The sequence below is a fragment of the Halobiforma lacisalsi AJ5 genome (genome assembly GCF_000226975.2).
Classification (GTDB): Archaea; Halobacteriota; Halobacteria; order Halobacteriales; family Natrialbaceae; genus Natronobacterium; species Natronobacterium lacisalsi.
The window spans coordinates 2,066,117-2,085,583 of sequence record NZ_CP019285.1 but is presented as its reverse complement, the minus strand read 5'-3'; the positions used below and the strand labels follow the sequence as shown (position 1 = coordinate 2,085,583).

General features: G+C 65.3%; 19 protein-coding genes. 16 read left to right on the top strand and 3 right to left on the bottom strand.

Annotated elements, in window-relative coordinates; genetic code table 11:
• Positions 1-158: 158 nt before the first annotated feature.
• The 6 genes from CHINAEXTREME_RS09995 to CHINAEXTREME_RS09970 all read left to right on the top strand — a co-directional run bounded on the left by CHINAEXTREME_RS09995 (position 159) and on the right by CHINAEXTREME_RS09970 (position 4,291).
• Positions 159-467: a 50S ribosomal protein L21e gene (locus CHINAEXTREME_RS09995; protein ID WP_007143403.1), complete on the top strand. Its 309-nt coding sequence runs from the start codon at positions 159-161 to the stop codon at positions 465-467.
• A gap of 22 nt (positions 468-489) precedes the next feature.
• Positions 490-846, top strand: a complete 357-nt coding sequence (locus CHINAEXTREME_RS09990; RefSeq protein WP_007143402.1) for an RNA polymerase Rpb4 family protein — start codon at positions 490-492, stop codon at positions 844-846.
• Positions 847-950: 104 nt separating this feature from the next.
• Complete coding sequence (locus CHINAEXTREME_RS09985; RefSeq protein WP_007143401.1) at positions 951-1,550, top strand: DUF655 domain-containing protein; 600 nt, start codon at positions 951-953, stop codon at positions 1,548-1,550.
• A 50-nt stretch (positions 1,551-1,600) separates the two neighbouring features.
• Entirely contained in the window at positions 1,601-2,440 is an 840-nt protein-coding gene (locus tag CHINAEXTREME_RS09980) for a 16S ribosomal RNA methyltransferase A (protein WP_007143400.1), read from the top strand.
• 96 nt (positions 2,441-2,536) lie between these two features.
• On the top strand, positions 2,537-3,718 hold the full coding sequence (locus tag CHINAEXTREME_RS09975) for a mechanosensitive ion channel family protein (protein ID WP_007143399.1): 1,182 nt from the start codon (positions 2,537-2,539) through the stop codon (positions 3,716-3,718).
• The gene (locus tag CHINAEXTREME_RS09970; RefSeq protein WP_007143398.1) at positions 3,719-4,291 is read left to right on the top strand and encodes a HemK2/MTQ2 family protein methyltransferase; all 573 of its coding nucleotides are present in this window, start codon (positions 3,719-3,721) and stop codon (positions 4,289-4,291) included.
• A gap of 263 nt (positions 4,292-4,554) precedes the next feature.
• Here the strand turns inward: CHINAEXTREME_RS09970 and asnB are convergent, their stop codons facing one another.
• Together asnB and CHINAEXTREME_RS09960 are read right to left on the bottom strand one after the other, a co-directional pair.
• Entirely contained in the window at positions 4,555-6,450 is a 1,896-nt protein-coding gene (asnB, locus tag CHINAEXTREME_RS09965) for an asparagine synthase (glutamine-hydrolyzing) (RefSeq protein ID WP_010546596.1), read from the bottom strand.
• Positions 6,451-6,779: 329 nt separating this feature from the next.
• Positions 6,780-7,631, bottom strand: a complete 852-nt coding sequence (locus CHINAEXTREME_RS09960; RefSeq protein ID WP_007143395.1) for a VOC family protein — start codon at positions 7,629-7,631, stop codon at positions 6,780-6,782.
• Positions 7,632-7,805: 174 nt separating this feature from the next.
• On the opposite strand from CHINAEXTREME_RS09960, the gene CHINAEXTREME_RS09955 reads away from it, so the two are divergent.
• From CHINAEXTREME_RS09955 to CHINAEXTREME_RS09915, 9 genes are all read left to right on the top strand, one after another.
• The gene (locus tag CHINAEXTREME_RS09955; protein ID WP_007143394.1) at positions 7,806-8,810 is read left to right on the top strand and encodes a hypothetical protein; all 1,005 of its coding nucleotides are present in this window, start codon (positions 7,806-7,808) and stop codon (positions 8,808-8,810) included.
• Positions 8,807-9,922, top strand: coding sequence for a methionine synthase (locus tag CHINAEXTREME_RS09950; protein ID WP_007143393.1), 1,116 nt, complete (start codon positions 8,807-8,809; stop codon positions 9,920-9,922). Before CHINAEXTREME_RS09955 ends, CHINAEXTREME_RS09950 begins: the two co-directional genes overlap by 4 nt.
• A 218-nt stretch (positions 9,923-10,140) precedes the next feature.
• The gene (locus tag CHINAEXTREME_RS09945) at positions 10,141-11,241 is read left to right on the top strand and encodes a BMP family lipoprotein (RefSeq protein WP_007143392.1); all 1,101 of its coding nucleotides are present in this window, start codon (positions 10,141-10,143) and stop codon (positions 11,239-11,241) included.
• Between the two features lie 37 nt (positions 11,242-11,278).
• Positions 11,279-12,850, top strand: coding sequence for an ABC transporter ATP-binding protein (locus CHINAEXTREME_RS09940; RefSeq protein WP_007143391.1), 1,572 nt, complete (start codon positions 11,279-11,281; stop codon positions 12,848-12,850).
• 44 nt (positions 12,851-12,894) lie between these two features.
• Entirely contained in the window at positions 12,895-13,971 is a 1,077-nt protein-coding gene (locus CHINAEXTREME_RS09935; RefSeq protein WP_007143390.1) for an ABC transporter permease, read from the top strand.
• Positions 13,968-15,002 (top strand): ABC transporter permease, encoded by a 1,035-nt coding sequence (locus CHINAEXTREME_RS09930; RefSeq protein WP_007143389.1) that lies wholly within the window; start codon positions 13,968-13,970, stop codon positions 15,000-15,002. Before CHINAEXTREME_RS09935 ends, CHINAEXTREME_RS09930 begins: the two co-directional genes overlap by 4 nt.
• Positions 15,003-15,165: 163 nt before the next feature.
• A complete protein-coding gene (locus CHINAEXTREME_RS09925; RefSeq protein WP_007143388.1) occupies positions 15,166-15,411 on the top strand; it encodes a hypothetical protein in 246 nt (81 codons plus the stop codon).
• 55 nt (positions 15,412-15,466) lie between these two features.
• On the top strand, positions 15,467-16,426 hold the full coding sequence (locus CHINAEXTREME_RS09920; RefSeq protein ID WP_007143387.1) for a carbohydrate kinase family protein: 960 nt from the start codon (positions 15,467-15,469) through the stop codon (positions 16,424-16,426).
• Between the two features lie 185 nt (positions 16,427-16,611).
• On the top strand, positions 16,612-17,580 hold the full coding sequence (locus tag CHINAEXTREME_RS09915; RefSeq protein WP_007143386.1) for a sugar phosphate isomerase/epimerase family protein: 969 nt from the start codon (positions 16,612-16,614) through the stop codon (positions 17,578-17,580).
• 22 nt (positions 17,581-17,602) lie between these two features.
• Here the strand turns inward: CHINAEXTREME_RS09915 and CHINAEXTREME_RS09910 are convergent, their stop codons facing one another.
• Positions 17,603-18,193: a riboflavin synthase gene (locus tag CHINAEXTREME_RS09910; RefSeq protein WP_007143385.1), complete on the bottom strand. Its 591-nt coding sequence runs from the start codon at positions 18,191-18,193 to the stop codon at positions 17,603-17,605.
• A gap of 140 nt (positions 18,194-18,333) precedes the next feature.
• Between CHINAEXTREME_RS09910 and CHINAEXTREME_RS09905 the strand changes: the two genes are divergently transcribed.
• Positions 18,334-19,464 (top strand): Gfo/Idh/MocA family protein, encoded by a 1,131-nt coding sequence (locus tag CHINAEXTREME_RS09905; protein WP_007143384.1) that lies wholly within the window; start codon positions 18,334-18,336, stop codon positions 19,462-19,464.
• Positions 19,465-19,467: the final 3 nt, after the last annotated feature.

Here is a 19,467-nt window from a genome sequence, read left to right as displayed (position 1 = left end):
TTCCTACACGGTCCGCCCCTGTAAACTTGTTGGTTATCCAACTATCGGGGTCGAATCGAGACGGGATCGAATCGGCGTCCCGGGCGAGCGACGCACAGTCGTGACGAACCCGGAACGTGCGTTTTATAACGGTCACCAAGTAAGAGGGTCGTACGACTATGCCGAACTCTAATGGCCCTCGTCAGGGAACCCGGAACAAACTCTCGAACGATCCCCGAGAACGCGGAGCATCGCCGCCACAGCGTGCGATTCAGGAGTACGAGGAGGGCGAGAAGGTCCACCTCAAGATCGACCCGAGCGTCCACAAGGGTCGCTTCCACCCGCGCTTCGACGGTCTCACCGGCGAAGTCGTCGGCAAGCAAGGCGACGCGTTCAAGGTGCAGATCAACGACGGCGGCAAGGACAAAACGCTGATCGTCACCGCCGCCCACATGCGCGCACAGGAACGCGCCGAGGACCGGGTCTGAACGCTCCTCACCCGAACACAGCATGACGATCTTCAAAGAGATCGTCGACGAGGAGTTCCTGACGGTCTCGGAAACGAAGGAACTGCTCGCCGACATCGAAGCCGAACGCGCGTTAGACGAGGACCGCGAGCTCCCCTACGAACTCGCGCGAGCGATCGAACACGTCAACCGCTTCGCCCACCTCGAGCCCGAGGAGGCCCAGCAGCTGGTCGACGACATCCAGGACCTGGAGAAGGTCGACGAAGCGACCGCGTACAAGATCGCCAACCTCCTGCCGCGCAACCGGGACGAACTCCGCTCCGTGTACGCACAGCAACGCTACTCGCTGTCGGGGGACGAACTCGACGAGATTCTCAACGTCGTCGCGCAGTACGCCTGACGACGAGTCTTTCCGACCGTCTCGAGCATCGAGGACCTGGCGGCGGTCCGATCGTCCGCGGGCGGGCCGATTCTTTAAGTAAGCCGTCCTCGTATCTACCCGTTATGAGCGAAGCCGACAGCGATGGGACGGACGCGGACGATGACGTTCGGCGCGCAGTCGTGTTGGATTACCTCGCCCACGGCCTGTCGGACGACGGACGACCGCAGTACGAGAAGTCCCCCGCGGGGTACGCCCTCGGCGTCGAGGACTTCCAGCTGTACCAGGTCGCGTTCGACGAGGACGAACGGCTCACGATCGGTACGAAGGTCGTCGTCGAGCCGCCCGCCGAGCGCGACGTGGTCACCGAGTGCAACGAGGTCGAGTACGACGATCTCTCCTCGGGTGCCCAGTCCGAACTCGAGTACGTCGTCCAGGACTTGGTCGAGGAGAACGAGGATCGGTTCGTCGACTTCTACAACGAGGCCCAGCCGATCACGCTGCGGCTCCACCAGCTGAATCTGCTTCCGGGGATCGGCAAGAAACTGCGAAACAGCATCCTCGACGAGCGAAAGCGCAAGCCCTTCGAGAGCTTCGAGGACCTCTCCGAGCGGGTCTCGGGGCTGCATGACCCCGACGAGGTGCTCGTCGAACGTATCCTCCAGGAACTGCGGGACGACGACCTGAAGTACCAGACGTTCGTCGGCCGACAGCAGGACCAGTAAGACGGGACCGAGACGGTGCGTTTACACCCGCCGCCCCCCAACCGCCGGCAATGAGAGACCCCGACGCGCTGATCGCCCGGGCCGGCGTCCGCGGCGACCCGGACCGCGACCAGCACTTCCTCGTCGACGATCGCGTCCTCGATCGACTCCCCACCTACCTCGAGGAGATCGATGCCGAGACGAACCACCTGCTCGAGATCGGCGGCGGAACGGGGGCGCTGACCGATCGCCTCCTCGATCTCGGCGACGAGGTGACCGTCGTCGAACGCGACCCCGACCTCGCGGCCTTCCTGCGCGAGGAGTTCGCAGATGCGATCGACAACGGTCGGCTGACGGTGATCGAGGGCGACGCTCTCGAGGTCGACCTCCCCGACTTTACGGCGTCGGTGTCGAACCTCCCGTACGGCGTCTCGAGCGAGATTACGTTCCGCCTGCTCCCGGAGGGGCGGCCGCTGGTGTTGATGTTCCAGCAGGAGTTCGCCGAACGGATGGTCGCCGATCCCGGCACGTCCGAGTACGGTCGGCTGTCGGTCTCGACGCAACACTACGCCGACGTCGAACTCGTCGAGACGGTCCCGAAGGAGGCGTTCTCGCCGCCGCCGGCCGTCGAGAGCGCGGTGGTCCGTGCGGTGCCGCGCGATCCCGAGTACGACGTCGCCGACGAGGACTTTTTCCTGCGGTTCGTGAAGGCCCTGTTCACCCAGCGACGGAAGACGATCCGCAACGGGATCCGGAACACGGCCCACATCTCCGGGCTGGCGGATCCGGACGCAGTCGTCGATGCCGCCGACGAGGACCTCCTGGGAAAGCGGGCCGACGCGATGGCACCCGCGGAGTTCGCCGCACTCGCCGAACTGGCACTCGAGGTCAGTGGGCTCGAGGACGACTAATCGGGGCCGTAGAGCCCCAAACCTGCCGACGGCTCGCCGACACCGACCAACGGATACTCAAAGCTCCGCGGCAGATTGGTGGCAGAGAGAACGACCATGTCGGCGCTACTGACCGGACTCGACTGGCTGTCGCGGGCCGTGGAGCCGACAGAACTACGTCTCGCGGTGACCGTCGCGGCCGTCGGGCTCTTGCTCGTCTCATTGTTCGGCTATCGGCGAGTGCAACGCTGGATTACCGAACGGTCCAGGCCGCTGTACGGCGATATCGTCGCCTTCACGTTGCTCACCGGCGCGTGCCTGCTCAGTCTGGCAATCGTCGTCGGCGTGTGGGGCCAGACGAGCGAACTCCAGTCGATCTACGCCGAGCGGGGGCTGGGCGGCGAGGTCATCGCCCGAGCGATCGTTTCCTTCATTCTGCTCGTTGCGACGTACATCTTCGTTCGCTTTCTCAAACGGGTCCTCGACGAGGTGCTTGGCTCGGCGACGGCCGTCACCGACCACCAGCGCGAGATCACCCACCGGATGACGCAGGTCCTCGTCTGGTCGGTGTCACTGGTCGTCGTCCTCGGCGTCTGGATCGACGACCTCGGCGGCCTGCTGGTCGGGGCCGGCTTCCTGGGGATCGTCGTCGGTATGGCCGCACGACAGACGCTGGGGACCGTCCTCGCCGGCTTCGTGTTGATGTTCGCCCGGCCGTTCGAGATCGGCGACTGGATCGTCGTCGAGGACGAGGAGGGGCTCGTCACCGACATCTCGATCGTGAACACGCGGATCAAGTCGTTCGACGGCGAGTACATCATGATCCCCAACGACGTCATCGCCTCGAGCACGGTGACGAACCGATCGCGGCGGGGCCGGCTCCGGGTCGAGATCGACGTCGGCGTCGATTACGACGCGGACGTCGAGCGTGCCGCCGACCTCGTGGAGGGCGTCCTCTCTGACCTCGACCGGGCGCTCGACGCGCCCGCACCGCAGGTCGTCTCCAAGGAGTTCGGCGACTCCTCGGTCGTGCTGGGCGCGCGGTTCTGGATCGACAAGCCGAGTTCCCGCCGGCGCTGGCAGGCCCGGACGGCCGCTATCAACGCCATCAAACGGGAGTTCGACGAGGAGGGGGTCGACATCCCCTATCCGCAGCGTGAACTCTCGAGTCGGGAACGGACGGACGTCCGACTCGAGACGCCGAGAGGGACCGTCGACGGCGACGACTCGAACTCCGAATCCGAAGACGGAAACGGCGAGAGCCGCGAGTACCGCATGAGCCAACCTGAGGATCACTAGATGGGACTGCGCGACCGACGGGACGTGGAAACGGAGGTCTATCAGCCCGCCGAGGACTCGCAACTGCTGGCCGAGGCGGCCCGTGAGCGACTCGAGGCGAGCGATCGCGTCCTCGAGGTCGGCACCGGCTCCGGCTACGTCGCCGACCGGGTCGCCGTGGAGACCGACGCGCGGGTGCTCGCTGCCGACCTGAACCCCCACGCGGTCCGGCAGGCCCGCGAGCGAGGCCTCGAGACCGTCCGGGCGGACCTCGTCTCGCCGTTCGCCGACGGCGCGTTCGACGCCGTCCTCTTCAACCCGCCGTACCTGCCGACCGACCCGGACAACGAGTGGGACGACTGGATGGAACGGGCCCTCTCGGGCGGCGAGGACGGCCGAGCCGTGATCGACCCGTTCCTCGAGCGCGTCGGCCGCGTGCTCGCGCCAGACGGCGCCGTCTATCTGCTGGTCAGCAGCCTGACGGGGGTCGACGACGTCGTCGAACGTGCAGGTGAGGAAGGGTTCAGCGCCGTCGCGGTCGCCGATGAGTCGTTCCCCTTCGAGACGCTGACCGTGCTCGAACTGGTTCGATAACGTAGCTGAACGTGCTGCTTCTTAACTGAGGGTTTGGCCCGGTTCATGGTGGCGCGCGTCTACTGGACCGCCGTTCTCGAGTCCCCCTTCCTCGAGACGTGCCGTGGCGTATCGATGTACGGGCACGTTTCGGAGATACCGCCGGTCGGCGTGACAGAGGCGCGTCCGACAGTCGCTCGAGGGAAGGGAGTGTACCCGGGTCGCTCGAACGTCGCCGGGTAGCGGTTTTCGGTCCCCGCTTCCCCTACGGAGTCAGCGAACGTCTATCGGACGGTCAGTTCCACGGGCGAACTTACGATCGACGTCCGTTCGTCGATAAAAACGTGATACCAGGAGACGTACATGAGTATCATCCAGAGGGTTCGACCGACGGATCTGTCACCGCGGCGGTGAGCGATTCGCAACGCCATGGCCTCTTCAGCGTCGACGTACGGCGTTTTCCGGAGCTTTTCTTCCGTAAACCACGACTCGATAGCCTCGTGTTCGTCGCGGAACCAGTCTTCGACGGGCGGTCGCATTCCTTGCTTCTCCCGCTCGACGATCTCGTCCGGGAGCAGGTCACTGACCGCTCGTTTGAGCACCCGCTTCACGTCCTGATCCGTCATTTTGTGCTGGATCGGCAACGAGTGGGCGAACTCCACGATATCCGTCGACAGGAAGGGGACCCGAAGCTCCAGCGAGTGGGCCATGCTCGTGTGGTCGGCCTTGTAGAGGTGATAGTCCGGGAGCGTATAGTGTGTCTCGAAGGCAGTCATGTGTTGCTCGGGGGCCGGATCGTCGACGTGGTCGGTCACCCTCGTGACGCGCCGACGGAGGCCCGACGTCTCGGCCGTCTCGCCGGTCTCGAGGAAGTCCTCGGGTTCGGGTCTGAACGGCATGAACCCACACGTCTGGTGTAAGACCATCTCGGTGTTGTTTTTCAGCCACGAGAGGTACCTGAAGTATTTCGTTCCGATCGGCGAAACGGGGGCGACGGTTCCGGCGACGTCGTGTGCGATCCCGGGAAGGGGGTCGACTTTCCGTTTGTAGTTCCCGACCTGCTGGTACCGCGGATACCCCGCGAACAACTCGTCGGCGCCCTCCCCCGCGAGGGCGACTTTCACGTCCTCGCTGGCGCGACGGGAGAGTGCGAAGATGGGGAGCATCTGCAGGTGGCCGGTCGGTTCCCCCAGATACGTTATCATCTCGTCGAACAGGTCCATCGACGAGAGGTCGACGTGGACTTCGTGGTGATCGGTTCCGAAGTGGTCGGCGACCAGTCGGGCCTCGTCGCTCTCGTCGAACCGGTCGTTACTGAACGACAGGGAGTACGTCTTGAGCGGTCGGTCCGTCAGCTCCGACGCGATCCCGACGATCGCGGAAGAGTCGAGACCCCCCGAAAGGAACGCGCCGACCGGAACGTCCGCCATGAGCCGCTGCTCGACCGACCGCTCTAACAGGCCCGTCAGCCGGTCGGCCGCGCTCTCGAAGCTCATCGTTGCGCTGCCGGTGTCGACGTCGAGGAGGCTCCAGTACTCCCGCTCTCGCACTCCGTCGGGGTCGATCCGGATCGTATGGCCCGGCTTGACCTTGTTGACGTCCCGGAGGAGAGTCTGCGACCCCGGCGTGTACTCGAGCGAGAAGTGATTGTACACGGCTGCCGGATCGATGGTCCGATCCACGCCGCCGATCAGCAGTGCCGGAAGTTCACTCCCCCAGACGTACCCGTAGTCGGTTCGTCCGTAGTACAGCGGCTTGATGCCGAGCCGATCGCGGGCGAGGAAGACCGTCTCCTCCGTTTCGTCCCAGAGGGAGAACGCGAACATCCCTTCCAGGTGGTCGACCATCCCGTCGCCGTACTCCTCCCAGAGGTGGACCAGAACCTCGGTGTCGGACCGGCTTTCGAAGCGGTGTCCCTGCCGTTTCAGCGATTCGCGCAGTTCAACGTGGTTGTAGATCTCCCCGTTGAAGACGACACGGACCGACCCGTCCTCGTTGACTTTCGGCTGCGAACCGCCGGTGAGATCGACGATCGAAAGCCGACGTGCACCCATCATGAGTCCGGCGTCCCGGTCGACGTACGACCCCTCCTCGTCCGGCCCCCTGTTCTCGATCCAGTCCAGCATCTCGGAGAGCATTCGCTCGTCCGCTTCGCCGTACGCACCGACGATACCGCACATGCCCGCAAGGGCCGTGGCTACGCTTATTGTAAGGCACCTCTTCAAAACGGTTGAAAGGCTATAGTTTTGGCGTGTAGGAGCAACCTACTGGGCTTTCATGGGCTAGACGAGGACTGTGATCGTGTCCAGAACGCGTTTGGCGACCGAATTGGACCGAGCCTCGAGGCCTTCTCACGCGCTCGTGCAGACGTCTGGATTCCAGGATTCTCGGTGGTACCCGTTCGAGTCCCGAAGTCGGCGATCGATTCATACGGTTTACTGTCCGTCAGTTCCGGCGCAACCGCCGCGCGGGTCGCGGTTGCGCCGATACACCGGTACAGGGATCCGTATCAGGACTGTCGCTCGAGGACGCCCAGCCGCCGCCCGAGGACGTCCGAGTCGAAGAAGGCGACCTGTCCCTCAGGCCACTCGAGCGGCTCCCCCAGCGGGTAGACCTCCCGGACGGCCTCGAGGTCCTCGGTCGCCAGCAGGCAGCTACACGGGGAGCCGGGGAACCGCTCGAGGCGGTCGGCGAGCCAGCCGTCGCCGTCAGGGGCCGCGAACGCCACCGGCTGACCGGGGACCGACGCGACGGTACCGAACCCGGCCGGCGAGTCGCGGATCGGCGTCGGAATCCCGTAGCAGTCCCGGAACGCTCGGAACACGTCCTCGAGTCGGTTCGGGTCGACCCCGAGGACGACCTGGCCGATGCCCTCGAGGGGTCCACCGGAGACGCTCGCGGCGGGTTCGACGCGATAGGAGAGCGGCGTCCGGTCGGCGATGACGAAGGGGAACGGCACGCGTTCGTCGGCCCCCGACCCGAACTCGGCCATCTCCCACTCGACGAGCGTTCCGTCCTCGCGCTCGCGCGAGCCCGACAGCGGGCCGTGGACCGCGTAGCCACGCTCTAGGGTCCGTTTACACTCCTCGCGGACGTCGGGAACGCGGCAACACCACGCGGCCGGCCCCGCGTCGGCACGGATGTGTTCGGGCCAGAAGTCGTGGTCCTCGCCTTTCTTCCCCTCGCGTTCGGCGATCAGTTCCACGTACGAGCGATCGTCGAACCCGAGCACGCTCATGTGGGTGACGCCGTTGCCGTGGACGCCGCCGTACTCGGGCTCGAGTCCGAGTCGAACGAACTCCTCGGTGATCGACTCGAGATCCCCGAACGCGAAGGGAACGTGGTCGACAGTGAGGTCCATACCGGACGTATCGCGGCCGGGCGTATAATTCTCGACGGCTGCCCTGGCGACTCACACCGGTGATCCTGCGGCCAGCCGGTCCTCGGACCGACCGACGTCGCCGCGGCGGATTACTAATGCGCATCAAACAGGATGAAAAATATTAAGCAGCGGTATAGCCTAGCCGTGTATACGATGACTGACTACGTCTCGACCACGCCGGGGCTCTTTCCGCTCCCGGACTGGGCGAAAGACGACCTCTCGGACCTGAAAGGTCACCAGAAGGGCGACCTCATCAGCGGCGACGAGGACGAGGAGATCACCGCGGCCTACGACGAGGCGCGCGAGGAAGTGATCGGGATCCAGGGGGAGGCCGGCCTCGACCGCGTCGTCGAGGGCCAGCTCCGGTGGGACGACATGCTCGCGCACCCGCTCGCGGTTCACGACGCCGTCGAGACCCGCGGGATCGTCCGCTACTACGACAACAACAATTTCTATCGCGAACCCGTCGTCCAGGACGATCTGGCGTTCTCCGGAGACGTCGCCTCCGAACTCGAGTCGGCAGCCGAACTGGCCGGCGGCGACGCCCTCCAGGCCGTGCTCCCCGGCCCGTACTCGCTGGCCGACCTCGCGACCGACGAACACTACGGCGACGAGGCCGACTTCCTCGCAGCCATTGCGGACTTCCTCGCCGGCGAGGTCGAGGCGTTCCCCACCCACGAGACGCTGTTCCTGCTCGAGCCCTCGCTGGTCGAGAATGCGCCCGAAGACGGCGTCGACGAACGAGCTAGCGAGGCGATCGACACCGTCGCGTCCGCGACCGACGCCGACGTCGTCGTCCAGCCCTACTGGGGCGCGCTCGAGGAGAAGGTCTACGCCCACCTGCTCGACGCCGACATCGACGCCGTCGGCTTCGACTTCGTCGCGAACCAGGAGGACAACGTCTACAACCTCCAGGAGTACGGCGCGACGGACGCCGTCTCGCTCGGGCTCGCCGACGGTCAGAACACGCTGGTCGAGGACCCCGAGGCGATCCGGGACCGCGTCGACTGGGTGTACGACCAGATCCCGGTGACGGAGTTCGAGACGGTCTACCTGACGACCAACACCGAGACGTTCTACCTGCCCTACGGCAAGTTCGAGGAGAAACTGGCCGTCCTTGCCGAGGCCGCGGACCTCGCGGAGGTGAAAGCAGCATGACTACCAAGGATCAGTTCCGACCCGAGGACCACCCGAACGACAACTTCCTGCTGACGACCGTCGTCGGCTCCTACCCGAAGCCCAAGTGGCTCAACCGCGCGAAGGAACTCTACCAGGACCCCGACCACGAGTTCGACGCCGAGGACTGGCAGGAGGCCAAAGACGACGCCGCACGGCTCATCACCGACGAGCACGAACGCGCCGGCCTGGACGTCGTCGTCGACGGTGAGATGCGCAGAAACGAGATGGTCGAGTTCTTCGCCCACCGGATCGAGGGCTACGAGTTCAACGGGCCCGTGAAGGTCTGGGGCCACAACTACTTCGACAAGCCCTCCGTCGTGCGCGAGGTCGAGTACGACGAGAACTGGCTGGTCGACGAGTACGAGTTCACTGCGGCGGCAAGCGACCGCCCGGTCAAGGTTCCCATCACCGGACCGTACACCCTCGCGAACTGGTCCTTTAACGAGGCCTACGAGGACGACGAGGAACTCGCCTACGACCTCGCGGACCTCGTCAACGAGGAGATCGAGAAACTCGTCGACGCCGGCGCGCGGTACATCCAGATCGACGAGCCCGCACTCGCCACGACCCCCGACGACCACGCCATCGTCGGCGAGTGTCTCGAGCGCATCGTCGACGGTATCTCCGCGAGCGACGCGAGCGGAGGCTCGTCGGACGAGTCCGACGGTGTTCCCGAAGAAGTGCGGATCGGCCTTCACGTCTGTTACGGCGACTACTCCCGTATCTACCCCGAGATCCTCGAGTTCCCCGTCGACGAGTTCGACCTCGAGCTCGCCAACGGCGACTACGAGCAGCTGGACGTCTTCAAGGACCCCGAGTTCACGAAGGACCTGGCGCTCGGCGTCTGTGACGCCCACGTCGCGGAAGTGGAGTCCGTCGAACAGATCGAGGAGAACATCAAGAAGGGACTCGAGGTCGTCCCGCCGGAACAGCTCGTGGTCTCGCCGGACTGCGGTGTGAAGCTCCTCCCGCGAGAGGTGGCCTACGGCAAGATGGCGAACATGGTCGAAGCGGCCCGCAACGTCGAGGAGGACCTCGACGCGGGCGAGATCGACGTCGAACGCGGTGCGCCGACGCCGGCCGACGACTGACGACGGCTCCCGACAGCAAGTTCGTTTTTCGGTGGATCGTTCCCGCCGCTCTATCTGCCTTCATATATAAAGGTTCGATTCACAACGGAAGTTGTTCTGACTTTTGATAAGTTAGCGACGGTTCGTCGTTGGGTGAATTCTATGGTGAAATGATTCAGACGAAATAGTACGTCCACAGGAGTAAATTTATAATAGTCGACTATGAGGTTGCGAGTATAATGCCACGCGATCACAAAGGCAAGCGAACGGGTGGGGAGTCCGAAGGTATCGGTCGACGGACGGTGCTCGCTTCGGGTGCAGCGACGATCACCGCGACGACCATCGCTGGCTGTATGGGTGACGACGGTGAGAGTGCCGGGACGAACGTTGCGATCATCTCGAGTCCGGCCGGCTTCGACGACAACGCGTTCAACGACAACGCGGTCGAGGGACTCGAGGAAGCGTCGAACGACTTCGACCTCGAGTACACTACCATCGAGGAGACCGAAGAGGCCCAGTACGAGTCGACTCAGGCCGACGCCGCCGAGAGCGGTTACGACCTCATCATCTGCGTCGGGGACAACCACACCGATCCGCTCGCGACGAACGTCGAGCAGTATCCGGACCAGAACTGGATGCTCATCAACAACATGATCGACGGTGCCGACAACGTCTCCGGCTGGATCGAGATGAACAACGAGATGTCGTTCCTCGCGGGCGTCGTCGCTGGCGTCATGACCGACGAGGAGTTCGCCCACGAAGATAGCGAGACGAACCCCGACGAGTCCATCGTCGGCTTCGTCGGCGGCGAGGACATCCCGCTGATCCGGGCCTTCGAGCAGTCCTACGTCGAGGGCGTCGAGTGGGTCAACGACGACGCCGAGGTGCTGACCGGCTACGGCGGGAGTTTCTCCGACACGGGTGCGGCGAACGACGTCGCCGAGTCACAGATCGACGACGGCGCGGATATCGTCTGGCACGCCGCGTCGGCGGCCGGTGCGGGCGCGTTCTCGGCGGCGCAGGACAACGGTCGCTTCGCGCTCGGGGTCGACGTCGACCAGTCCGTCACGGAAGAGCAGTACCAGGACGTCATTCTCGGCTCCGCCGTCAAGGCACTCAACGAAGCGACCTACCAGGTCTCCGAGGCGGTCGTCGAAGACGACTTCGAGAGCGTCGTCGGGGAACAGAACCTGAGCATCGAGGACGGCAGCATCGACTTCGTCGTCGGACAGGCGTTCGAAGGCGAACTGCCCGACTCGGTAGAACAGACTCTGGCGGACGCGAAGGAAGCGTTCGAAAACGACGAAATCGAACTGACCTGCGGGCCGACCAGCTGCTAACGACCGCCGCTTTTCATTCGCATGTACACATCCAGAAATGACGAGAGATAGTACGCCGCCCGCAGTCCACCTCGAGGGGATCACCAAGCGGTTCGGTGACGTCGTCGCCAACGACGACGTCGACCTCACCGTCTCCCAGGGGTCGATTCACGCCCTGCTCGGCGAGAACGGGTCCGGGAAGACGACCCTCATGAGCGTTCTCTACGGGCTCTACGACCAGAACGAGGGGACGATCCACGTCGACGGGAAACCGCGGACGTTCGAGTCGCCCAAGGACGCGATGGAGGCCGGGGTCGGCATGATCCACCAGCACTTCCAGCTCGTGAAACCGATGACGGTACTTCAGAACGTCGTACTGGGCCACGAGCCGACCGAGAACGGGCTGGTCGACGAGGCGGCCGCACGCGAGGAGATCGAAGCGATCTGTTCGCGGTACGACTTCGACGTCGATCGGCATCTGGACTCGCCGGTCGAAGAACTCGACCTCGGCATCCAGCAGCGCGTCGAGATCGTCAAGAGCCTCTACCGCGGTGCGGAGGTCCTCATCCTCGACGAGCCGACGGCAGTGCTGACGCCACAGGAAGTCGAGAGCCTGATCGACGTCATGACCGATCTCCGGGACGACGGCCGATCGCTGATCTTCATCACTCACAAACTCGATGAGGCGCTCTCGGTCGCCGACGAGATCACCGTCCTCCGGGACGGCGAAGCCGTCGGCACCGTCCCCGCCGACGAGGCCACCGAACAGGACCTGGCGAGAATGATGGTCGGCCGCGAGGTCGTGTTCGACCGACTCTCTCGAGAGACGAGCACCGGCGATTCCGTCCTCGAGGTCGAGGAACTCCGAATGCGGAGCGATCGCGGTCGCGAGTCCGTCCACGGGGTCGATCTGACCGTCCGTGAGGGCGAAATTCTCGGCATCGCCGGCGTTCAGGGGAACGGCCAGAGCGAACTCGTCGAGGGGATCACCGGTCTTCGGTCCGTCGAGGACGGCGCCGTTCGGCTCCGAGGGACGGAGATCACCGGGATGAGCCGTCGAGACCGGATCGAAGCCGGCATCGCCTACATCCCCGAGGACAGACAGACCGAGGGGCTCGTCCAGGACTACACGCTCGTCCGGAACGCCCTGCTCGGGAACCAGACCGTCGAGCCGTATGCCGACGACGGGATCCTCGACTGGTCTGCGGTCAGACGCCATGCAGAAGAGATCATCGAGGAGTTCGACGTCCAGCCGCCAAATCCCGACACCGACGCGGCGTCGCTGTCCGGCGGGAACCAGCAGAAGTTCATCGTCGGTCGGGAGATCGGACACGACCCGGAGGTCATGATCGCCTCCCACCCGACCCGTGGGGTCGACATCGGCTCGATCGAGTTCATCCACAATCGACTGATCGAACTCCGTGACGAGGGACTGGCGATCGTCGTCGTCTCCTCGAAGCTCGAAGAGATCCGGAAACTGGCCGACCGCATCGCGGTCATGTACGAAGGTGAGTTCATCGACATCGTCGATCCGGAGGCGGTCACCGAGGAGGAGATCGGCCTGCTGATGGCCGGCCAGTCGCTCGAGGAGACGAGCGACGGCGAGACCGATAGAGGTGTTCAGGCGTGAGCGAGCGAACGGGTAGTTCGGTGCTCGATCGCGCGGCATCGCGGATGCTCGAGGCGTCCGTCCTCGAGCGGATCGGCATCGCGATCGCGTCGACGGCGCTTGCGTTGCTCATCGGCCTGGTGATCGTCGCGGCGGCGGGGCACAACCCGGCGCGGTTCGCCTATCAGTTGATCGTCGGCTCGTTCGGGAGCGGCCGGGCTGTGGCGCGGACGCTGCGGTACTCGGTGCTTTTCGTGCTCGCCGGGGTCGCCGTAGCCATCGCCTTCCGTGCGGGCGTGTTCAACATCGGCGTCCAGGGACAGTTCGTCGTCGGCGGCTTCACGACCGTCGTCACGATCGTCTCGCTCGCGCCGTACCTGCCCGAGGGGACGATCGGCGGCGTCGTACTGGTCGTCGTCGGGACGGTCGCGGCCATCGTCGCCGGCGGCCTGTACGCCGCGTTCCCGGGCGTGTTGAAGGCCTACGGCGACGCGAACGAGATCATCACGACGATCATGCTGAACTTCATCGCCATCGGGTTCGTCGGCTGGCTCGTCGCCGGCCGGTTCGGCGATCCGGAGGCGACGGCGACCCGAACAGAGCGACTTCCGGACAACGTCGGGTTTCCGTCGATCCTGTTCGACGATCCGAACCTCTCCATCGTCGGGATCGTCGTCACGCTCGCGGTCGTCGCGCTCGTCGCCGCGATCATGACCCGAACCCGGTTCGGCTACGACATGGTGACCAGCGGCCACCAGGAGCGCGCCGCGACCTACTCGGGCGTGGACGCGAAACGGATGATCGTCTCGACGATGACCTTCTCCGGGATGGTCGCCGGCCTGGCGGGTGCGATCTTCGCGATCATGATCCAGGGGTACTTCACCGATCCGTCGGGGATCGGCAACTACGGGTTCGACGCCATCGCGGTCAGTCTGCTTGCGGCGAACAACCCCGTCGGCGTCATCCCCGCGGGACTGCTGTTCGGCGGCCTCGAGTCGGCCGGCTCACACGTCCAGATCAACAGCGACGTGCCCGTCCAGTTGATCGACGGCATCGTCGGACTGGTCGTCCTGTTCGTCGCCGTCCCGGAACTGTTCCGGATGCTCGCACAGCGGACGGGCCTAGGAGGTGACGCGGAATGAGTCTCGCCGAAGACGTGACGCGAAACAGAGTTCGAATCGGGACGCTCCTGGTGCTCTCCCTGCTCGTCGGCAGCGCAGTACTGGCGCTTCGGTTCGACGTGTCGCCCGACGAACTCCTGGTAACGGTCCGACGGATCTTCACGTACGGGTTCATAACCCGGTCGCTCGAGATGGCGACACCGATCGCGCTCGCGGCTATCGGTGGGCTGTACGCCGAAAAAAGCGGCGTGTTCAACATCGGCCTCGAGGGATTCATGATCTTCGGCGCGTTCAGTGCCGCAGCGACGATGTACTTCCTCGGAGGGACGTCGCCCTCGCAGGGCCACGTCTGGGTCGCCGTCCTCGCCGCGACGATCGTCACGGCATTGCTGACCGTCGTCTTCGCCGTCCTGCTGATCCGGTACAAGGCGGATCAGATCGTCGCGGGCCTGGCGGTCTGGTTCCTCGGTCTCGGGTTCGCACCGTTTACGGCGGCCGTCATCTGGGGCAGTCGCTCGAGTCCCGGACTCGAGAGCGTCGCCACGGTCGCGTTCGGCCAGTCGCCGTTCGTGTTACTCACGGTCCTGGTCGTGCTCGCCTCCTGGGTGTTCCTCTACCGAACCCAGTACGGCTACTGGGTACAGGCAGCGGGCGAGAACCCGGAAGCGCTGGACACCGCCGGAATCGACGTCAATCGCGTCCGGTACGCGACGGTGATCTTCTCCGGTGCGATGGCGGGACTGGGCGGTGCGGTGCTGCTGGCTCACGCCGGCAACTTCGTCGGTACGGGCGAGACGATGGTCGACGGGCGCGGCTGGATCGGTATCGTCGCCTACCTGTTCGGGAACTACAACCCGATCGGTGCGGCCGCCGCGGCGTTGCTGTTCGGCGCCCTGGACATGCTGAACGTCCAGTTCCAGACGGTCGGAATCGAGGCGTCGGCGCGGCTGGTCAACCTCCTTCCCTACGCCGCCGTGATCGTCGTCCTCTCAGCCTGGGGGAAGACGCGGATGCCGTCGTCCGTCGGCGAACCGTACGAGAGCGAAGAGTAGTCGCCCGTCGGCCGTTCTCCCCTCGTTTCAGGCTCAACGGCTTTTCGTCCGCCAGTCGAACTCGAGGTATGGAGGACCCGCTCTCGAGCATTTCAAGTCGCTGTACTTCCAGTGGGAACTGGTCCACCTGACGCGATCGATCCTGTACGCCGGGCTGCCGGGCGTGATCGTCGCGACGGGGACGGTGCTGTACCTCGATCCGGGACTGGCTCCGGGGACGACGTTCGGCGTGGACGACCTCGTCTGGCTCGTCAGCGCCAGCACGACGGTCGCGCTCGTTCCCTTCTTCTTGCTTGCGGCCTACGTCCTGCGGATCGCGACGGTCTCGAAGCGGACCGGCTCGCTCGGCCCCTTCATCCTTCGACGCGTGGAGCGGACGGCAGCGATCGACTGGGACGACGAGAAGTGATCCGTCTCTCGAGGGATCCGTAACGTCTTGTGGACGGCGGGTCGAACAGGCGGCCATGAGCCACGAGATACTGGTCGCCGGCGAGACCCTGATCGACTTCCTCCCCGAGGAACCCGGCCCGATTTCGAGCGTCGAGGGGTTCGACCGCCGGCCCGGTGGCGCACCGGCAAACGTCGCCGTGGCGCTCTCGCGACTCGAGCGGACGCCGCTGTTCTGGACGCGCGTGGGCGAGGACCCCTTCGGGCGATACCTCCTCGAGATTCTCGAGGAGCAGGGGCTCCCGGATCGATTTCTCGAGACCGATCCGACGGCCAAGACGAGCCTCGCGTTCGTCACCCACGACGAGACCGGCGACCGGGAGTTCTCGTTCTATCGCGACGGGACGGCCGACACCAGGCTCGAGCCCGGCAGGATCGACGACGCGACGCTGGCGGACTGCGAGTGGGTCCACGCCGGCGGCGTCACGCTCTCGAGCGGTCGGTCGCGGGAGGCGACGCTGGACCTGCTCGAGCGTGCGGCCGCACAGGGCTGTACGGTCTCGTTCGACCCGAACCACCGACCGGAGCTATGGCCGGACGACGAGACCTACCGTGCGGTCGTCGAGGACGCACTCGCACACGTCGACGTACTGAAAGCGACCGAAGACGAACTCGCCGCGCTCGGGCTCGAGGGGGAGTCGGCGACGGCGCTCGCCCGCGCGGCGAGGGAAGCCGGACCGGACTCGGTCTTCGTCACCCGTGGCGGCTCCGGTGCGATCGCCGTCACCGACGAGGGAACCGCGAGCCATCCCGGCTACGGCCCCGACGTGGTCGATACGACCGGCGCGGGAGACGCGTTCGTCGCCGGGACGATCGCCGGCCTGCACGAGGGGCGGGAGCCGAGCGAGACGCTCGCGTTCGCCAACGCGGTCGGGGCCGCTGCGACGACCGCTGCGGGCGCGATGGCGGCGCTTCCGGACCGCGAGGGCGTCGCGTCGATCGCCGACGGAAACACGGACCCGGCCGACGAGGAGTGAGACCCGTGCCGAAGCGATCCGGGCACGAAACCGCCAGTTTACCACCGGACGGGACGCCTCGAGCGGCGATCACGGCGGGGAACGTTCGCCGAAGTTATCACTCCTGTCGCTCGGCGATCCCGTTGTTCGGATAATTCACCCGAATAACAGTAAACAACTTATCAGTCGGTACAGTAGCCACGCGTATGGATATCGGTGTCCACACGCCACCGCTGGCCGACGAATCGCTCGAGGGAGCGCTCGCCTACCTCGCCGAGATCGGGGTCGACGCGATCGAACCCGGCGTCGGAGGGTATCCCGGCGAGGACCACCTCCCGCGACGGGAGTACCTCGACGACGAGGACGCCCAGGCGGAACTCGAGGCGGTCCTCGACGAGCACGACATACACATTAGCGCGCTCGCGACGCACAACAACCCCCTGCACCCCGACGACGGGCGAGCAGAGGAGGCCGATACGGAACTCCGGGAGGCCATTCGACTGGCCGACCAGCTCGAGGTCGACGTCGTCACCTGCTTCTCCGGCCTGCCCGCGGGCGGCCCCGAGGACGACGTTCCGAACTGGATCACCGCCCCCTGGCCGTCGGAACACGCCGACGCCCACGAGTACCAGTGGGAGGTCGCCGTCGACTACTGGTCGGATCTCGCGGCGTTCGCCGACGATCACGGCGTCGACCTGGCGATCGAGATGCACCCCAACATGCTGGTCTACGAGCCCCACGGGATGGCCCGACTGCGCGAGGCGACGAACGAACGCGTCGGGGCGAACTTCGACCCCTCGCATCTCTACTGGCAGGGAATCTCGATCACCGATGCGATCCGCTTCCTCGGCGAGCGCGACGCCATCCACCACGTCCACGCCAAGGACACGAAGGTCTACGAGGAGCAGGCCCGCGAGAAGGGCGTCCTCGACACGACCGCCTACGACGACGAACCCAACCGCTCGTGGCTGTTCCGCTCGGTCGGCTACGGCCACGGCGAGTCCCACTGGAAAGACGTCGTCTCGACGCTGCGGATGGTCGGCTACGACGGCACGCTCAGCATCGAACACGAGGACTCGCTGACCAGCGGTCGCGAGGGCCTCGAGAAGGCCGTCGAACTGCTCGACCGGGCCGTCTTCCGGACCCAGCCCGGCGAAGCCTACTGGGCGGAGTAGTCGGCGCAGTACGTCGTATTCGTTAATACCCCGCTATCGTTCGTTGTCGTTCGACGTACTTCGCGAGAATGTCCGCCTCGAAGTGAACGGGATCGCCGACCGTCTTCTCCGAGAGCGCGGTTACCTCGTCAGTCGTGGGGACGACGGCAACGCTGAACGTTTCTTCGGCACAGTCGGTGACGGTCAGACTGATCCCGTCGAGGGCGACTGCTCCTTTTTCGACGAGATACTGCCGATACCCCTCGGGAATCGAGAACGTAAACCGCCGGTCGTCGCCGAGACGCGTCACGTCGACGACTTCGGTAACGGTATCGACCGTCCCCTTGACGACGTGCCCGTCGAACCGTCCCGTCGTCGAAAGCGGCCGTTCGATGTTGACCGCAACCGGGGGCGTGAGATCCGCGAGATACGTTCGGCGAACCGTTTCGCTCGAGAGAAACGCCTCGAACCCGTCGTCGTCGACCGATTCCACGGTCAGACAGACGCCGCTGACGTTGACACTATCCTCCGGCTTGATACCCGTCGTATCCGCAGCTATCCGGACTCTCGCTCCGTTTTCGTATCGACTCACGTCCTGAATCCGTCCCGTGGATTCGACGACTCCAGTATACATGCGACCGAACCGAGGGACAGGAATATTATATTTGTTATGAATAACAGTTTTGGAATGACGGAACTGAGGCGCTGCTGGGGGAGATACCGGATTCCGCCGTGACGAAAACCTCTAACTACACGTATTGTGAACTTCTACGCATGACACTCGAGGTCGGTGTACTCGGTTATCGGTTCATGGGCAAGGCACACGCGAACGCGATGGCTCGGCTGCCGATGTTCTTCCCGGATGCACCGGAGATCGAACGCTCGGTGCTCGTCGGCCGCGACGAGGAGGCGCTCGCCGACGCCGCCGACCGGTTCGGCTTCGAATCGACCGCGACCGACTGGGAGGCGGTCGTCGACGACGTCGACGTCTTTTACAACCTCGGTCCGAACCACGTCCACCCCGAGCCGTCGATCGCCGCGCTCGAGGCCGGCACACCCGTCTTCTGCGAGAAACCGCTCGCGCCGACGCTCGAGGAGGCCGAGCGGATGGCCGAGGCGGCCCGCGAGGCCGGCGACGACGTGCCCGCCGGCTGTGCGTTCAACTACCGGTTCGTCCCCGCGATCCAGTACGCGAAGGGGCTGCTCGAGGACGGCGAACTCGGCGAGATCCGCCACGTCCGCGGCCGCTACCTGCAGGACTGGCTGGTCGATCCCGACGCGCCGTGGTCCTGGCGGCTCGACGAGGAGATGGCGGGGTCGGGCGTGCTCGGCGACCTGGGCGCGCACACGGTCGACCTGGTCCGGTTCCTCGTGGGCGACGACGACCTCGCGGGCGATATCGAACGACTCAGCGGCCACCTGCAGACGTTCGTCGACGAGCGGCCTGTAGAAGGCCAGGATGAGACGCGCCCCGTCACCGTCGACGACGCCTACTCCGCCCAACTCGAGTTCGCAAACGGCGCGGTCGGCACCCTCGAGGCCTCCCGCTACGCGACGGGCCACAAGAACGACCACACGATCGAGATCCACGGCTCGCAGGGCAGCCTGCGGTTCTCGCTCGAGCGGCTGAACGAACTCGAGGTCCATCGCGAGGGCGACCGCGGCTACGAGACGATCCTGGTGACCGACGAGGACGACCCCTACGTCGATCACTGGTGGCCGCCGGGCCACGTCCTGGGCTGGGAGCACACGTTCGTCCACGAGAACTACGAGTTCCTCTCGGCGGTCGCAGCGGGCGAGGCCGACGCGTTCGAGCCCAGTTTCGAGGACGGGCTCGCGGCCCAGCGGATCCTCGCGGCGATCCAGGAGGGCGACGAGCGCGGCGAGTGGGTCTCCCTCGAGTGAGTT

What these genes read in the sequence shown, in the direction of transcription:
- CHINAEXTREME_RS09995 (WP_007143403.1), top strand. Translation starts at nt 159, where the DNA reads ATGCCGAACTCTAATGGCCCTCGTCAGGGAACCCGGAACAAACTCTCG.
- CHINAEXTREME_RS09990 (WP_007143402.1), top strand. Translation starts at nt 490, where the DNA reads ATGACGATCTTCAAAGAGATCGTCGACGAGGAGTTCCTGACGGTCTCG.
- CHINAEXTREME_RS09985 (WP_007143401.1), top strand. Translation starts at nt 951, where the DNA reads ATGAGCGAAGCCGACAGCGATGGGACGGACGCGGACGATGACGTTCGG.
- CHINAEXTREME_RS09980 (WP_007143400.1), top strand. Translation starts at nt 1,601, where the DNA reads ATGAGAGACCCCGACGCGCTGATCGCCCGGGCCGGCGTCCGCGGCGAC.
- CHINAEXTREME_RS09975 (WP_007143399.1), top strand. Translation starts at nt 2,537, where the DNA reads ATGTCGGCGCTACTGACCGGACTCGACTGGCTGTCGCGGGCCGTGGAG.
- CHINAEXTREME_RS09970 (WP_007143398.1), top strand. Translation starts at nt 3,719, where the DNA reads ATGGGACTGCGCGACCGACGGGACGTGGAAACGGAGGTCTATCAGCCC.
- asnB (WP_010546596.1), bottom strand. Translation starts at nt 6,450, where the DNA reads ATGTGCGGTATCGTCGGTGCGTACGGCGAAGCGGACGAGCGAATGCTC.
- CHINAEXTREME_RS09960 (WP_007143395.1), bottom strand. Translation starts at nt 7,631, where the DNA reads ATGGACCTCACTGTCGACCACGTTCCCTTCGCGTTCGGGGATCTCGAG.
- CHINAEXTREME_RS09955 (WP_007143394.1), top strand. Translation starts at nt 7,806, where the DNA reads ATGACTGACTACGTCTCGACCACGCCGGGGCTCTTTCCGCTCCCGGAC.
- CHINAEXTREME_RS09950 (WP_007143393.1), top strand. Translation starts at nt 8,807, where the DNA reads ATGACTACCAAGGATCAGTTCCGACCCGAGGACCACCCGAACGACAAC.
- CHINAEXTREME_RS09945 (WP_007143392.1), top strand. Translation starts at nt 10,141, where the DNA reads ATGCCACGCGATCACAAAGGCAAGCGAACGGGTGGGGAGTCCGAAGGT.
- CHINAEXTREME_RS09940 (WP_007143391.1), top strand. Translation starts at nt 11,279, where the DNA reads ATGACGAGAGATAGTACGCCGCCCGCAGTCCACCTCGAGGGGATCACC.
- CHINAEXTREME_RS09935 (WP_007143390.1), top strand. Translation starts at nt 12,895, where the DNA reads ATGCTCGAGGCGTCCGTCCTCGAGCGGATCGGCATCGCGATCGCGTCG.
- CHINAEXTREME_RS09930 (WP_007143389.1), top strand. Translation starts at nt 13,968, where the DNA reads ATGAGTCTCGCCGAAGACGTGACGCGAAACAGAGTTCGAATCGGGACG.
- CHINAEXTREME_RS09920 (WP_007143387.1), top strand. Translation starts at nt 15,467, where the DNA reads ATGAGCCACGAGATACTGGTCGCCGGCGAGACCCTGATCGACTTCCTC.
- CHINAEXTREME_RS09915 (WP_007143386.1), top strand. Translation starts at nt 16,612, where the DNA reads ATGGATATCGGTGTCCACACGCCACCGCTGGCCGACGAATCGCTCGAG.
- CHINAEXTREME_RS09910 (WP_007143385.1), bottom strand. Translation starts at nt 18,193, where the DNA reads ATGTATACTGGAGTCGTCGAATCCACGGGACGGATTCAGGACGTGAGT.
- CHINAEXTREME_RS09905 (WP_007143384.1), top strand. Translation starts at nt 18,334, where the DNA reads ATGACACTCGAGGTCGGTGTACTCGGTTATCGGTTCATGGGCAAGGCA.